Genomic DNA, 14,582 nt, shown 5'->3' with positions numbered 1-14,582 from the left:
AGATAATAATTAATTATTATCTGCTCATTATTAAGGATGCACTTTTTATAATAAATTATTCACTTTTTCCCATTTAATTGTTCTGCTATTATTCTTGATAGATATTTACCTGTATTTTTTACTTCTTGGATACTATTACTATTTGCGCCTACTTCAATTAAGAGTGCGTTATTACTTCTATCTTGATTATAAAAACCCATGCCCCAGTGATAAACCCAAATTGGTTCGTCTCGTATAAGCCCTGGATATAATCTATTTGATATAGACATCATAGAATCTATTAATTTCTTCTGCTGTGCATATCTAGGATTTTTATCTGTTACTACAAACATAAATCGTGCAACGTCCTCACCATTCAATTTTGTAATTAATGTCTTCTTGTTGTCTATACTATCTCTATGTAAATCAATAATCAAATCAAATTTTTCGTATAACTTTAAATACTTATCTAAAGTAACTCCAGACTTTTTATAAGCATTTTTGTAATCTTCTGTATCATTTACATTCTTATCATGTATAACTGAAATTCCATAATTCTTCTCTAGATTTTCGGTTATTACGTCGCCTACAGCAACTACACTTCGAGATTGATCTGAACTCTCAGTATTTTTCGATGTATCCGTGTCGGAAGTTAGATAAGCTTCAGATGTATGAGAATGATATATAAGTACCCGAGGCTTGGCCTTATTTAGCGTTCCTTTCAAACTAGAGTCATATAATTTTGCTACCACATTAGAAACCTTAGACTTATTTACCTGCTTATCATCTAAGTTAAAAGAATTAAGGCTAAATGTTTTTGAATTCTTTACATCCGTGATAACTTCATTTTTATCCAAATAAGCTATTTCCTTTATAACTATTGATATAGGATTCGAAATATCAATTCCTAGAAATGATAAAACTACTGAACCCTTTGTGTTTTCACCGTTTGTATCCTGTCCCTTTACATACGATGCCTTCATTACAGATAAAACATTATTAATAACCCTATTATAAAAATAGTTTCTATAATTTTCTCCACTATCTGCATTCGCACTTTTAGGCAGAATTACTCCTAATAAAAAAATAATGAGCAATGTGAAAACACAAAAAAACATTCTCACATTACCACTTTTTTTAATGGAATTTTTTAAAAAATTCATTTTTCCATTTAGCATAATCTTATTTTTTCCTCTAAAACTTATACCTCTATAACTCATTTTCATCCCCCCTGTTTATACAATATATATGAGGGAATCTGAATAGTTATTACTAATTTAAATACTTATTTATGTCCTCTAAGTCTAATGCTGGTTGCAATGCTATATTAATTCCATTAGCAATTATTTTAGAAACAGAGTTTATAACCATATCTATTTCCTTTGGTGTAACAACAAGATTGCCTACATAAGGATTTAATATCTCAGCAATCATCTTTTGTTTTTCCGCTTTATCAATGGATTTTAACATATTATAAAATTCTTTACCTTCATTTGCAGATTTAATCATCTCATCAAGTACTAAATCAATAGTATCATTTGCAAGTGTTGCAGCGTCTACTACCGTCGGTATCCCAATTGCAATGACTGGCACACCTAATGTTTTTTCACTTATCTCCATTCTTCTATTTCCAATTCCTGCACCTGGAGAAATCCCAGATGTCCCTATTTGGATTGTTCTATTCACCCTATTCATTTTTCTAGAAGCTAATGCATCAATACAAATCACTAAATTGGGTTTAATCCTCTCCACAATACCACGAATAATTTCACCAGTTTCCATACCTGTTATCCCAAGCACACCGGGAGATATTGCACATACAGGACGTATACCCTCATCTATAGAATCTGGTACTAATTGTTTTAAATGCCTAGTAACCATTATTTTCGATACAACTTTGGGTCCTACAGCATCTGGGGTAACATTCCAATTACCAAGGCCAACTACTAGGGCAGTCATACTGTCATCCAATTTTATTAGCGGTGATAGAACCTCTCCCATTACTACACTTACCCTATCCATAGCATCACCATCATAGTGAACAAATTCCGGGATATCAATAGTTATATATGTACCTTTTGGTTTTCCCATCATTTTTTCTCCGATATCGCTTACTATTTTTACATTAGTAATTTTAATATCTTCCCTATTGTACTCTTCTACTTCAACACCAGGCATTTCACCATTGTTTTTTTCTTTGTATATTTCTTTAGCCTCTACGGCTAAGTCTGTTCTTATACTTATCATAATTTCACCTCAACTACATTTTTATTATTATCCTTTCCCAATAGTATTTTCTTATTCTTAAAAAAGTTTATTTTAAGCTTTCTACCTCATTTAAATAAGTCTTATACTAAATTTTATGCATATAGATTAATTTACCCTTGAAGTGCTTATATTTTAATGCTATAATACTAGTTGATTAATTAAATAGATTCGTATGCAGTTTCCCCAAAACTGCTGACACGTTATTAAATACAAAGGGGGGTGAAAATTAATGGCAAATATTAAATCAGCAAAAAAAAGAATTAAAATTACTGCAGTTAAAACAGAAAGAAATACAATGATTAAATCTGCTTTAAAAACTAAGGTTAAAAAATTTGAAACAGCACTAGTTACTGGTGATGTTGCAGAAGCTAAGGTTACATATGCATCTGTAGTTAAAGCTTTAGACATGGCTGTAACAAAAGGAATACTTCACATAAACAAAGCAGCAAGAAGAAAGTCAAGACTTGCAGCAAGATTAAACGCTTTAAATTTAGCAGCATAATAAAAAACCGGTGATTTACACCGGTTTTTTTATTTTTTGTTTATATTACTATTTGTTTTTAAAATTAAATCATCTCCTGGGTCGCTACATTACGGTCTTTACCATAAAGACTTCAATATTTGTTTTATCATCAGTTGAAGTACTTTTTAAAACTTTTTCTGTTTCAAGACATAGTTCAATATTTCTTTTTAACCTTTTTATAGTAAATTTATTGCTCTGCGAAATCATTTTTTCACAAACGTATGGATGAAGCCTTAATTCACTTGACAAAAGCTCCTTAGTTTTCCCATTTTCAGTACCTAATTTTATATTAAATAAAAGATTAAACTGCCTTGTTACCATAAATAATATAAATGGTATTTTCTCTCCCCTATATATAAGTTCATTCAAAATGTCTAGAGCCCTCTTTATATTCTTTTGAGATAAAAAATCAACTAAATTAAAAATATCATTTTCGCTCTTTTGAGGCATCATTGCCAAAATATCTTTTTTAGTAATCTCTTTTCCATTTGCAAATGATACTAGTTTTTCTACTTCATTTATTATAATATTCATATTGTTATCTACCTGAGAACAAAATAAAACAAGTTCTGATTTTCCTATTTTTGCTCCGGCACCTTCAAATAAATTTTTACAGATTTTCTGGAGAGATTCACCTTTTAATTTGTCAACTTTTATCACACATGCTTTTTTGTCTAGTTTTTTGATTTTATTACTCGGTTTTTCCCTATCGCTTAAAAACGTATAATATATAATCAATATACATAGAGGGGGTGGATTTTTTAAATATTCATTTAGCATAAGAAAATTTTTATTTTTCAAATCATTAGAATTTTTAGTTCCTGCATTATCCTCTAAAAATGTCGCCCTATATACAACTACTACCTTTTTATCGCTCATAAATGGCATAGTTTCACAAGCATCACTAATTGTCTCAAAATCTGTTTTACTACCATCAAATTTCGAATAATTTAGATCAATAAAATTTTTGTCAAGTACACTATTTGTTATATATTCAACATGATCTTTTATCAACTTTTCATCTGATCCACAAAATATATAACAATTATCTAATTCATGTTTTTTAATCTTTTTTTCAAGCTCTGCATAATTAATCAATTATTTCCTCCAACCCTTGTGAAAATTTTAAAACTTTATTTCCTATGATTATATATTTATTAATAATTGTTCCTGAAGGCACATATGTTTCATCATTTTCAAGTTTTACTATATCTTTAAATGGTATAATTTCATCCCTTCCACTTTTAAGTAATTCCACATTCTGTTTTTTATTTGTCTCCTGAGTAAAACATACTTGTGCTTCTAATTTATCACGATTACATATCAATTTAATAGTATATCTTTTTGAGAGACTTATAGTTGACTTACCAGTATAATTTTCAAAAACTCTATCTATTTTAACCGGCACTTTTAAATCATTTCCCTTAATATTCCCCGTGGTTACTGCAATAGCTGTCCGTTTGTATTGTATTAAAACCACATTATTCTTATTTACACTTATATAACTAACCTCTGGAAAAACTTTATAATTTTGAAATACTAAAACAAAAATAATACAAATCGGAACATACTTAAATTGCATATAGCCTTTTTTAATTCCAAGATAACATAGATATAATCCGAATACAACTAAACTTTCAATATAAGAAAAGTAAAGCATTTCTGGTAATAATGCTACAAGCACCTTTTGAATAAACTCTATAATCATTAAGACAGTAAACAAGCCATAATTTATTAAACTAAACAATCGATAAAAGGCACTGCAAACAAGCCCCATATTCCCAAGTATCACAACTACTGTATAAAAGGGTAATAACACTAAATTACTAAGAATAGACCCTAAACAAAAGGTTTTAAGTGCTACAACTGCATATGGAGTAGAGAATATTTGAGAACTTATACTCAAACTCAAAGATTCATTTAAAGTAGAAGGTAATTTATATAACGCCTTCCTTATTTTCTTGTTAAATACTATAATACCAAGAACACAAAGAAAAGAAAGCATAAATCCTATATCAAGAATATAAAAAGGTCTAAATACTAATATTATAATTGCAGCCAGACTAACAGATGATAGACTATCATATTTTTTATATACTTTGCTAGCTATTTTCAATATAAAAATCATTATAAAAGCTCTTATTGTGGATGATTGCCCTCCTGTGAATATCATGTATCCAAAAGAAAATAATAAAGCGATTTTATAACCAATAACAGTTTCTAACACTTTATAAACTATTGACATATGAAGACCTGATACACTTATAACATGACTTATACCCAGCTTTTTAAAATCTTCCTTTTGCACTTTTTCTATGTATCCACTATCTCCAAAACATACACCCATAACTAAAGCGGCCTTTTCTTTCCCTAAACTTTCGGAAAATTTTTCATATAATCCTTTTCTATAGCTTTCGATTTTTGATATTATATCTTCATCACAAATCTCATAACTTTTAACTGTATATGTTCCGACTATTCCCTTTTCATATACTGCTTCCTTTTTAAAATTACCATTTATCCAAACATTTCTTCCTTCACTTAATTCAAATATATTGCCTTTCAGATTAATCTTCTTATTGTTATATCTTGCTGAGCAATAATATGTACTTTTATCTGATATTCTCACTTTAAGTTTCGGATCGCTTGGTAAATTAATATTAAAATAAGAATAATAATTTATAATACCAATAATAAAAAAACAAACTACTAGGTAAAAAAACTTTTTATCTATAGTAAAATACATACTAGCTAAAAAAATCACAGCTATAAATGCACCTACAATAGGGTTGTTTATTAAAATCAAGCAAGTAATACAACCCATAAATATTGTTACTGCATAATACACTAAAGGTCTAGCCATAATAAAATATTATACCTGAAACATTATTTACGCAAAAGAACATATAAATTTATTCCTTACTTTTCTATTATAACATAAGCAATGTTTTAAATATGTTTTCAAGTATTATATACCTCCACAGCCCTATTTTATCCAATAAATCTTTAAAGTAATCAACTTGTCTTATTTATACTTTTTCAGAACATTTAAAAATATTTACATTATATATATAATATCTCTACATTTTTTATTTTAAAATAACCAACATAACTTGTACTAATAAATTAAATATCACCAAGGTATAAGCCGCTTTGTTTTTAAAAAAATGTTTTTCATATAAAAGCGATAAACAAAATATACTTTCTAGCAGTGCAAATACAATAAATATACTATCCATTACATTTATAATAACGAATTTATGTTTAATAACAATAATAAATATATAAAGGATACTAATTACAAATGAATTTCTTATAGAAATATTTTTTATATAATCATGGTTTATATTTTTGAGTGTTATATTTGTATTTGTATTTTGTAATAGAATTGCAAGGCAACAGCAAGGTAACAATATAAAATTTATGGACAAACTACAAATAAGTGTAAATGGCATTCCACCCCTAATAATTATACTTAATAATATTATAAAGATTTCACTTACCGCTAAAGTGCTTATAAATATATTTACTCTACTTATATAGTTAATAATTTTTTTACTATGCTGTATTAAATTTACTATATCTTCAAAATCATTTTCCTCCAAGAATATATTTGAAAGCTTTCTTACTACATTGCTGCATTCACTTCCTGCGCAAATGGATATATCAGAATTATTAAGGTACTCTAAATCAGTTAATGTATCCCCTACCGATGCAATAGAATGTCCTTTTTTATTTAAAACATTAACAATATCGCTTTTATGTTTAGGTGAAATTTTAGAGAAAATGCTAACACTTTCAATATTCTTTTCAAATTCATCTTTACTCATATAATCCATCTCTATCCCTGATAGAATTTCCTCTTTTGTGTCTGTAACCCCTATTAATTTCCCAAATGCAAAAGATGCTAATTTATTGTCTTCTTGATCTATGATAACTCTAATATTACTTTCCCTACAAGTGTTCATTGCTATATATGAACTTTCCTTTATCGGATTCTCAAAGCCTATTAACCCTACAAACACTAAATTACTTTCAATATTCTCATCAATGCTTGGTTTATAGCTGAAATTCCTATATGCATACCCTATAACGTTATATGCTTTATTGGACATATCTATATGAACATTTATAATATTCACAATATCATCCTCATTAATTTCTTTTTCTACACCATTAATTAAAATATGAGTGCATCTACTTAACATACCATCAAGCACACCTTTTACATTAGCTCTATATTTATCATCTATTTTATTTACAACTGTTTTAATCTTTTTTTCAGAATCATAAGGTATTTTAAATATTCTCCTGTATTTTGTCTCAAGATTACTATTTCTCGCAAAATTTTTATCCCAAAACTCGAGTATTTCATGTTCTTCCAAACTTTCAATAGAATTACGATCTCTCAAATGCGAGGAACCTTTATTAAAAAGCTTAGAATCGTTACAAAGTAGTGCTATACTAATTATTCTTTCTATAACCTCTTCAGTTTCTGGTTTCTGGTCCTTCATATCAATATGCCTATCATCACAATAAACTTCACAAAGAACAAGTCTATTCGCAGAAACTGCCCCAATTTTCTTCATGAATATTGTAGAAATATTAGTAAGTTCATATATAGTTGCAATACTTTTTACATATATATTTTTTTTATTTAATTTTTTAAATGTAATGTAAAAAAATAAATACAATATTATAATAAACATCGATGAATTAAACGTCAAAGAAATATAAATAAGCGAATTTATATTTTCATGAAGCCCATTATTTTTATATATAGTAAAAATCAATGTAATTATACCTGCTATTATAGTAATTAGCGACCCTCTATTAACAACTTTTGTTAAATTACCACTAAATAAACTGCTATTATTTTTAGATTCAAGTAACACTTTTATAATCTTTCCAATTTGTGTATTCATGCCAGTAGCAATGATTATACCCGAGCCAGAACCTTCAGTAATCAATGAAGATTTAAAAACAATATTTTTTATCTCAGAAAGATTCATAACCTCTTCCTCTATCTTCATAGAGTATTTCTCCACTTCATATTTTTCACCTGTTACTGAAACTTCTACTACCTTAAGATCTTCACATTCTAATATCCTAATATCTGCTGGAACATATTCGCCCTTTTCTAGGTAAACGATATCTCCAACTACCATTTCTTCACAACTTATTTTAACTATCTTTCCAGAACGTTTTACATAAGAATATGTTGTATTTAGATTATCTATTGCCATCAAACTTTTTTTCTCTTTATAATCTCCATTTATCAAAAGTATTACACTAAATATTATTATCAAAGTTACAAAACAACCTGTAATAATCAATCTATTATAAAATAGCATAACTATGCATGCTAGCGCTACAATAATCCATAACTGCTTTACTTGACTCGCTATCAAAATTAAAAGACTTTCAGTTTTAGGCTTCAATATGGTATTTTCACCATGGGTTTCTCTCATATATTTAATTTTTTCTTCATTCAATCCTGAATCAATATCAGAATTCAGCATTTCAACTACCCTCGTCATTGTTTTTCCATACCACTTCTTCATATTACCCAACCTATCCTTTTAAGTTTTTATCCTTTATAATCTTCGTACAATAAATAGAAGACTTTAGCATTAGCTACTAAAATCTCCTTAATTCTAAATAATTTAATCTTCTAATATAAAAAAACGCATTATACTAATCTTGATTAGAACATAAATTGCGGTTTTTTTTATGACATTTCTTATTCCTATTTATAATGATATTATTTGTACAACCACAATTATTGTTTCCACAACGATTGTTTCTACAGTTATTTCCATCAAACCCATCATCTTCAACTAGCAATAATAATACTAACCACCAACACCACATACATATTTCCCCCCTCTCTGAAGGCAAATATTCCTTATATAATTTTTTCTCATAAGTTTGTCCACTTTATCATAAGTTTGTCCATCTATACTTTCTTTTGTTGGTATATAATATTACACTTGCTGCAAAAATGTTACAACTAAGGATTAGAGATAAAAAAAACAACAGAATTATTCATCTGTTATTTTTTCATTTTTATTTCTCCATCAGAATAAATATACATTCCTTGTCCTTTTCTTTCATCATTTTCCCACTGACCCATATATCTTTCTCCACCAGAATAAGTATGGATTCCAATGCCATGTCTAAGTCCATCTTGAAATTCTCCTACATACGTATCGCAAGTAGGCCACGTACAAATGCCTTGACCACTTTTTTCACCATTAACCCACTGCCCTATATATTTTTCACCATCTGGCCAAGTATATATTCCATATCCATCTTTTTCATCATTAATCCATCCTCCTATATATTCTTCTCCACAAGAAAAAGTAAGGGTCCCTTGGCCACTCATTTTGTTATTGCTCCAATTTCCTACATATTTACTTCCATCAGCATAAATGAAAGTTCCAATTCCATGTTTCATGCCATTAATTCTCTCCCCTACATAGTTTCCCCCATGAACATGATGAGGTTTATCATCTATTTGATTGTTTTTATTTAAATTAATATTATTTAGTTTGATTTTATCCAAAGTAACTTTACTTAGTTTTATATTCTTCATATTAAAATTTCTCCTTCTACTTAAGTATATCCATCTTAAATATACTATATCACTATTTCCTAAAAGTTATGTTATATATTTGGGCAGAATAAAACCCATAGGAATAAATTCCTATGGGTAATTTTTTAAATTATATTATCTTTGAAATCCTCTGTTGTTCTGTTGTTTTTTAGCTCTTCTACAATCAGGACATCTTTGTGGTTCATTTTCGAATCCTTTTTCTTTATAAAATTCCTGTTCACCCTCAGTGAATACGAATTCTTGTGAACAATCTTTACATACAATAGTCTTATCTGTCATTTTAAACATGTCTCCTTTTTATTTATATTAAGATTTAAGATCTGATTTACTTTATATGCCTAAAAAGGTAATGTTTTAATCATATCAAATCTTGATGTTGTTGATTTTGCAATCCCAACTCACTTAGAATAACATAGATATTGTTAATATGCAATACATTTATATAAAATACTTTTGAAAAATACCAAATGTCTATTGTTTACATTGCCTAGCTATCTCTAAATTTATAGTACCTTTAACAAGATCAATAGCTTGTAGTTTACTATATCCCTTGTGTTTTATCTGTTCTTCCTCCTTTCTTGCAATTGCTTTATATGGATATTGTTTTTCATTATTCTCTACAACTTCTATTACGTAACCCCTGTATTCTTCCATACTCCACCTCTTATTATTTATTTAAAATTTTGTTCATAATTATATATTCTACATATATTATTTAAAACTAAACTGTAATTTAACTTCAATTTTCATACTTTATCATTTTGCTTGTTAACTTTAATTTTAATCAAAATCTCCTGTTTTTGTCCTCCTTCAATAAGGTCATTATAACACGTTTGCAATAGTTTGAATATTCTTTTATTGAAATTAAATCGAAAAAATTAATCGTTTTCATTTTCACTGCTTTTATCTAAATATCAGTTAATAAATTTTTTCCTTTTTATTAACTAATGCATGTAGTATAATTGTATATTATGATGAAATATACTAATGAAGGAGGATATTTATGAAAGATAATATAATAGAAACTGAAGATAATGTATTAAAATATCTTTATGAAAATAAAGCATCATCACCACAAAGCATATCAAAAATAAAACTTGCAATTAATTTAGGTAATGGTAAAGGCAATATTCGAGTATTAAAAGCCTCTCTTGAATCTTTAATGAAAAAAAGATTCATAACAAAGCAAGCAGTCAGAGGAAATTATAAAATTGAGATTAGTGGAATAGAGCATATTGAAAAAAATGATCTAGAAAATACTAATGAAATTGTTGAAACTGATATTCAAGAGAATTAAAAAAGAGCTGAAAGCTCTTTTTTTATAAAATAAAATAAAAAGCGGCTCAGATAACATAAAACTATGTATCTAAGCCGCAATATGTCTATTTAATTATCTGGAATAAAAGTGATTTAAAAGCAACTACTTACCCCTTAAGCACTATGTTTAGTTTACCATACAATACAGTTGTATTCAATAGCAATATGCAGAATTTTGTCGAATTATTCGATTCTAGCTATAGTTATTTTAATTTTTTTCACTCATTTGTATATTGTATCCTAAACTCATATAAAAATACAACTATTAAACATAATTTAAAATTAATTATTTTATATCTATCTTATCTACAAATTTACTTAATGTCTTTTCTCCAATACCACCTACTTTGGTAAGTTCATCCACCGACTTAAATCCTCCATTTTGCTTTCTATAATCAATTATAATATTTGCTTTAGCCTCGCCTATACCTGTAAGCGTCATTAATTCTTCTTTGCTTGCAGTATTTATATTAATGACACCACCTTTCCCTTTATTATCAGAAGTTGAAACAGTAGAGCTTTTGGTAGGATTTGTAGTACTACTATTAGATGTACTACCAATAGATGTGCTACCATTAGGCGTTTGTGTTTTGTTAACCTCACCATTTTTACTAATTACAATACAATCTTCATCATTTAGTTTTTTTGAAAGATTTGTAGCATTAAGATCTGCATCTTTTGTACCCCCACCTGCAAGTTTTATGAGATCAGTTACTCGACTGCCCTTTTTTATTTCGTAAACACCAGGGCTTTTTACAGCACCCTTTATATCCACTTTAATAATACTATCTTCTGATTTTACATTACTCTCTTCTACTTTTGGGGGTAATGAGGCCTTAACTTCGCCTGTATTGTTTTTTTGTGGAGTTTTATCGGTCTCAACAAATACATCTTTATAATCCGAAGTCTTAGTAGTTTCTTTTGGCCCCGACAAAACAAAACCAATAATTATAAAGATAATACTTATGCATAAAATAGCTATAGACCCTATTATTTTCTCTTTATTTTTCATAATTCCTCCTAGTAATCAACAGCTTTAATCATAAAATTTTTTCTTCCTATTTTTCCCTTATATATAGAATTATTGACAACTTTACGTGAATACTATCGCTAAGAAAGGTTTTTTTTGATATACTATAAATATTGAAAAACTTGGAGGTACCTATGAAGAAGTTAACTGCAATATTACTTACGTCACTTTTTTTATTTTATAATATACCAATAAAAGCAAACGCAATAGTAAAATCTCCCCCCTCAGGAATTTCCGCTGATAGTGTAGTTTTACTTGATGCCACTACCGGTAAAATACTTTATGAGAAAAATAAAGATTCTGCTTACCCACCAGCATCAACAACTAAGATAATGACTATACTTTTAGTTTTAGAAAAATCTAATTTAAACGATGTTGTAACGGTAAGTAAAAATGCATCGCTTGCTGATGGCTCTAGCATATATCTAGTTGAGGGTGAGAAAATCACTGTAAGAGAATTGTTATATGGATTAATATTAGCTTCAGCTAATGACTGCGCTGTAGCTCTAGCTGAACATGTAAGTGGTTCCACAGAAAAATTTGCAAAACTTATGAACACTAGAGCAGATGCTTTAGGCTGCAAAAATACCAATTTTGTAAATCCTAATGGTTTATATGATATAAAGCATAAAACTTCAGCTTACGCTTTATCATTGATTATGCAAGAACTTATAAAACATCCCGAGTACAAGGTGATTTCAACAACTCCATCATATAAAATGGCGACAACAAATAAGTCAAAGATAAGTCGACCTCTTTGGAATGAGAATAGGCTAATACATAAAGAGGACCCTAACTATTATTCAGGTTCTGAAGGTGGAAAAACAGGTTATACTACTGAATCACAACATTCTTATATTGCCGTAGCTACAAGAAACGGTCAAAGGCTTATAGTGGCTCTTGTACATGACTCTAAAAAAACTTTTTTCCCAGATAGCAGAGAACTGTTAGATTATGGATTCGAGAATTTTGAGCTCGTAAAACAATTCAGTAAGAATGATGTTGTATCAAAATTAACCTTAGATGATGGCACAGTACTTCCACTACTTGCCTCAAAGGATTTATATATTCTTAAAGCTAAAAACTCAACTTCAAAAGCAACTACTAAAATTTCGCAAAACAAACTAAATCTTTCATCTATCAAAAAGGGCGAATTAGTAAATACAGCCGTAATTTCTTTTGGTGGTGATACCTACCCTCTGGATTTAAATAGTGGAATTGACTATACTAAAAAAAACGTGTCTCTTAAAAATAATATTTTAAGTAATTCTTCACTAAGTACTAATGCATTTTCTGGTTTTAAAAACATGATAAAATATATTTTTATTGTCTTTGCATTATTAATAGTTTTTTTAAGAATAAGAACTCTTAGGCGAAGAAAAGCAAGGAAAAGAACAAATAGTTTTATATATAATAGTAGAAATAGGAAATGGTAAAAAACACCAGATGTAAACTAACTTAATAGTTTACATCTGGTGTTTTTTTATATCTTAATTTCAAATTTATGTTTCAGATTTTAGTTTACTTATTAAGTTATTTATATCCTCTGGTAGATTCGACTCAACTGTAAGTCTCTCACCAGTTCTCGGATGTGGGATGATTAGCTTATAAGCATGTAACGCTTGCCTATCAATATACTCACTTTCAACTGTTCCATAAAGGCTATCACCATAAAGAGGATGACCAATATGGCTTAAATGAACACGAATTTGATGTGTTCTACCAGTTTCCAAAGTAACTTTTAATAAATCACCATTTTTAAAAGACTTTATAACTTCATAATGAGTTATACTTCTTTGTCCCTCATCACAAACTTCTCTCCTTGCACTATCCTGATTTGGATTCCCAATAGGCAAGTCAATAGTCCCTGATTTATTTTCCATATTACCATGTACAACAGCTATATAACTCTTCTCAAAAGTTTTATTATTTAAGTCTTTATCATCTGACTCTTTACTACTGACATCTTTGCTTTGCATGTCCCTTGCTAGCGCCATATGTGAATATTGGTTTTTTGCAATTATTATAAGACCTGAAGTATCCATATCTAACCTACTCACCAATCTAACAATACATTTTTCATTTTTTTCTTTAAAATAATATAAAACTCCATTAGCGAGAGTTCCACTAGGATATCCATGAGTTGGATGAACAACTATGCCTGGCCTCTTATTTATAATAATAAGGTCTATATCCTCATATGCCACATCTATTTCCATTTTCTCTGGTTCAATATTCTGATGCTCATCTGTCTTCATATCAATATCTATTACATCATCTGAGCTTATTCTATGATTTAACTTGGCCACGTTATCATTAACCCTTATTTTCCCAGTAAGGCCTGAGCTTTTTATAAATCTACCAGATAAATTCTCCGTATACTTTAAATAATCTCTCAATTTTTCATCTTTGATATTTGCGCCAACTACATAAGTTAACTTATTATCAAGCAATTGCAATTACTTCTATTTCTACTAAAGCATCTTTAGGAAGTTTTCCTGCTTGAATGCAGGATCTAGCTGGTGGATTTGTTGTAAAGTATTTTGAATATATTTCATTCATTTGCGCAAAATCATCCATATCTTTTAAGAAAACTAAAGTTTTTACTACCTTGTCTAAACTAGATCCGGCTTCTTCTAATATAGCTTTTACATTATCTAAAGATTGTGCTGTAGCCTTTTTTATATCATCGTTTATAAATTCTCCAGTCACTGGATTTATTGCTAATTGTCCTGAAGTATATAATACATCGCCTACCTTAACCGCCTGTGAATATGGTCCAAGAGCCGCTGGTGCATTATTTGTGTTTATAATGTTCTTTTCCATTTTTTTCCTCCTAATAATTT

15 protein-coding genes are annotated in these 14,582 nt (G+C 28.7%); 3 read left to right on the top strand and 12 right to left on the bottom strand.

Translation table 11 applies throughout. The features are described 5' to 3' along the window. Window positions 1-59: 59 nt before the first annotated feature. Both LL038_RS01565 and gpr read right to left on the bottom strand, forming a co-directional pair. The gene (locus LL038_RS01565; RefSeq protein ID WP_216119722.1) at window positions 60-1,199 is read right to left on the bottom strand and encodes a stage II sporulation protein P; all 1,140 of its coding nucleotides are present in this window, start codon (window positions 1,197-1,199) and stop codon (window positions 60-62) included. 52 nt (window positions 1,200-1,251) lie between these two features. Next, window positions 1,252-2,226, bottom strand: a complete 975-nt coding sequence (gene gpr / locus LL038_RS01560) for a GPR endopeptidase (RefSeq protein ID WP_216119721.1) — start codon at window positions 2,224-2,226, stop codon at window positions 1,252-1,254. 250 nt (window positions 2,227-2,476) lie between these two features. On the opposite strand from gpr, the gene rpsT reads away from it, so the two are divergent. After that, window positions 2,477-2,749, top strand: a complete 273-nt coding sequence (rpsT, locus tag LL038_RS01555) for a 30S ribosomal protein S20 (RefSeq protein WP_216107373.1) — start codon at window positions 2,477-2,479, stop codon at window positions 2,747-2,749. Window positions 2,750-2,833: 84 nt separating this feature from the next. On the opposite strand, the gene holA is transcribed toward rpsT, so the two are convergent. The 7 genes from holA to LL038_RS01520 form a co-directional block, all read right to left on the bottom strand. Beyond that, window positions 2,834-3,868 (bottom strand): DNA polymerase III subunit delta, encoded by a 1,035-nt coding sequence (gene holA, locus LL038_RS01550; protein WP_216119720.1) that lies wholly within the window; start codon window positions 3,866-3,868, stop codon window positions 2,834-2,836. After that, window positions 3,861-5,633, bottom strand: a complete 1,773-nt coding sequence (locus LL038_RS01545) for a ComEC/Rec2 family competence protein (protein WP_216119719.1) — start codon at window positions 5,631-5,633, stop codon at window positions 3,861-3,863. The genes holA and LL038_RS01545 overlap by 8 nt, the downstream gene beginning before the upstream one ends. Before the next feature lie 226 nt (window positions 5,634-5,859). Continuing rightward, window positions 5,860-8,334, bottom strand: a complete 2,475-nt coding sequence (locus LL038_RS01540; RefSeq protein WP_216119718.1) for a cation-transporting P-type ATPase — start codon at window positions 8,332-8,334, stop codon at window positions 5,860-5,862. Between the two features lie 133 nt (window positions 8,335-8,467). Beyond that, a complete protein-coding gene (locus LL038_RS01535; protein ID WP_216119717.1) occupies window positions 8,468-8,644 on the bottom strand; it encodes a hypothetical protein in 177 nt (58 codons plus the stop codon). A 181-nt stretch (window positions 8,645-8,825) separates the two neighbouring features. Next, entirely contained in the window at window positions 8,826-9,368 is a 543-nt protein-coding gene (locus LL038_RS01530) for an MORN repeat-containing protein (protein ID WP_216119716.1), read from the bottom strand. A gap of 135 nt (window positions 9,369-9,503) precedes the next feature. Further along, a complete protein-coding gene (locus tag LL038_RS01525) occupies window positions 9,504-9,668 on the bottom strand; it encodes a zinc-ribbon domain-containing protein (protein ID WP_071613616.1) in 165 nt (54 codons plus the stop codon). Between the two features lie 192 nt (window positions 9,669-9,860). Continuing rightward, entirely contained in the window at window positions 9,861-10,043 is a 183-nt protein-coding gene (locus LL038_RS01520) for a hypothetical protein (protein WP_216119715.1), read from the bottom strand. A 349-nt stretch (window positions 10,044-10,392) separates the two neighbouring features. On the opposite strand from LL038_RS01520, the gene LL038_RS01515 reads away from it, so the two are divergent. Beyond that, the gene (locus LL038_RS01515; RefSeq protein ID WP_216119714.1) at window positions 10,393-10,686 is read left to right on the top strand and encodes a hypothetical protein; all 294 of its coding nucleotides are present in this window, start codon (window positions 10,393-10,395) and stop codon (window positions 10,684-10,686) included. 306 nt (window positions 10,687-10,992) lie between these two features. Here the strand turns inward: LL038_RS01515 and LL038_RS01510 are convergent, their stop codons facing one another. Next, a complete protein-coding gene (locus tag LL038_RS01510) occupies window positions 10,993-11,718 on the bottom strand; it encodes a helix-hairpin-helix domain-containing protein (protein WP_216119713.1) in 726 nt (241 codons plus the stop codon). Window positions 11,719-11,870: 152 nt separating this feature from the next. Between LL038_RS01510 and LL038_RS01505 the strand changes: the two genes are divergently transcribed. Next, window positions 11,871-13,172, top strand: coding sequence for a D-alanyl-D-alanine carboxypeptidase family protein (locus tag LL038_RS01505; RefSeq protein ID WP_216119712.1), 1,302 nt, complete (start codon window positions 11,871-11,873; stop codon window positions 13,170-13,172). Between the two features lie 66 nt (window positions 13,173-13,238). Here LL038_RS01505 and LL038_RS01500 read toward each other — a convergent pair whose 3' ends face one another. After that, window positions 13,239-14,189, bottom strand: a complete 951-nt coding sequence (locus tag LL038_RS01500) for an RluA family pseudouridine synthase (protein ID WP_216119711.1) — start codon at window positions 14,187-14,189, stop codon at window positions 13,239-13,241. Further along, window positions 14,182-14,562: a RidA family protein gene (locus LL038_RS01495; protein WP_216119710.1), complete on the bottom strand. Its 381-nt coding sequence runs from the start codon at window positions 14,560-14,562 to the stop codon at window positions 14,182-14,184. Before LL038_RS01495 ends, LL038_RS01500 begins: the two co-directional genes overlap by 8 nt. Window positions 14,563-14,582 lie beyond the last annotated feature (20 nt).

Source organism: Clostridium estertheticum (assembly GCF_026650985.1).
Classification (GTDB): domain Bacteria; phylum Bacillota; class Clostridia; order Clostridiales; family Clostridiaceae; genus Clostridium_AD; species Clostridium_AD estertheticum_C.
The sequence above is the reverse complement of the archived record's forward strand: the minus strand, read 5'-3'. Positions and strand labels throughout refer to the sequence as shown.

Coding starts and splice junctions, on each gene's coding strand:
- LL038_RS01565 (WP_216119722.1), bottom strand. CDS start 1,199: ATGAGTTATAGAGGTATAAGTTTTAGAGGAAAAAATAAGATTATGCTA.
- gpr (WP_216119721.1), bottom strand. CDS start 2,226: ATGATAAGTATAAGAACAGACTTAGCCGTAGAGGCTAAAGAAATATAC.
- rpsT (WP_216107373.1), top strand. CDS start 2,477: ATGGCAAATATTAAATCAGCAAAAAAAAGAATTAAAATTACTGCAGTT.
- LL038_RS01545 (WP_216119719.1), bottom strand. CDS start 5,633: ATGGCTAGACCTTTAGTGTATTATGCAGTAACAATATTTATGGGTTGT.
- LL038_RS01540 (WP_216119718.1), bottom strand. CDS start 8,334: ATGAAGAAGTGGTATGGAAAAACAATGACGAGGGTAGTTGAAATGCTG.
- LL038_RS01535 (WP_216119717.1), bottom strand. CDS start 8,644: ATGTGGTGTTGGTGGTTAGTATTATTATTGCTAGTTGAAGATGATGGG.
- LL038_RS01530 (WP_216119716.1), bottom strand. CDS start 9,368: ATGAAGAATATAAAACTAAGTAAAGTTACTTTGGATAAAATCAAACTA.
- LL038_RS01525 (WP_071613616.1), bottom strand. CDS start 9,668: ATGACAGATAAGACTATTGTATGTAAAGATTGTTCACAAGAATTCGTA.
- LL038_RS01520 (WP_216119715.1), bottom strand. CDS start 10,043: ATGGAAGAATACAGGGGTTACGTAATAGAAGTTGTAGAGAATAATGAA.
- LL038_RS01515 (WP_216119714.1), top strand. CDS start 10,393: ATGAAAGATAATATAATAGAAACTGAAGATAATGTATTAAAATATCTT.
- LL038_RS01510 (WP_216119713.1), bottom strand. CDS start 11,718: ATGAAAAATAAAGAGAAAATAATAGGGTCTATAGCTATTTTATGCATA.
- LL038_RS01505 (WP_216119712.1), top strand. CDS start 11,871: ATGAAGAAGTTAACTGCAATATTACTTACGTCACTTTTTTTATTTTAT.
- LL038_RS01495 (WP_216119710.1), bottom strand. CDS start 14,562: ATGGAAAAGAACATTATAAACACAAATAATGCACCAGCGGCTCTTGGA.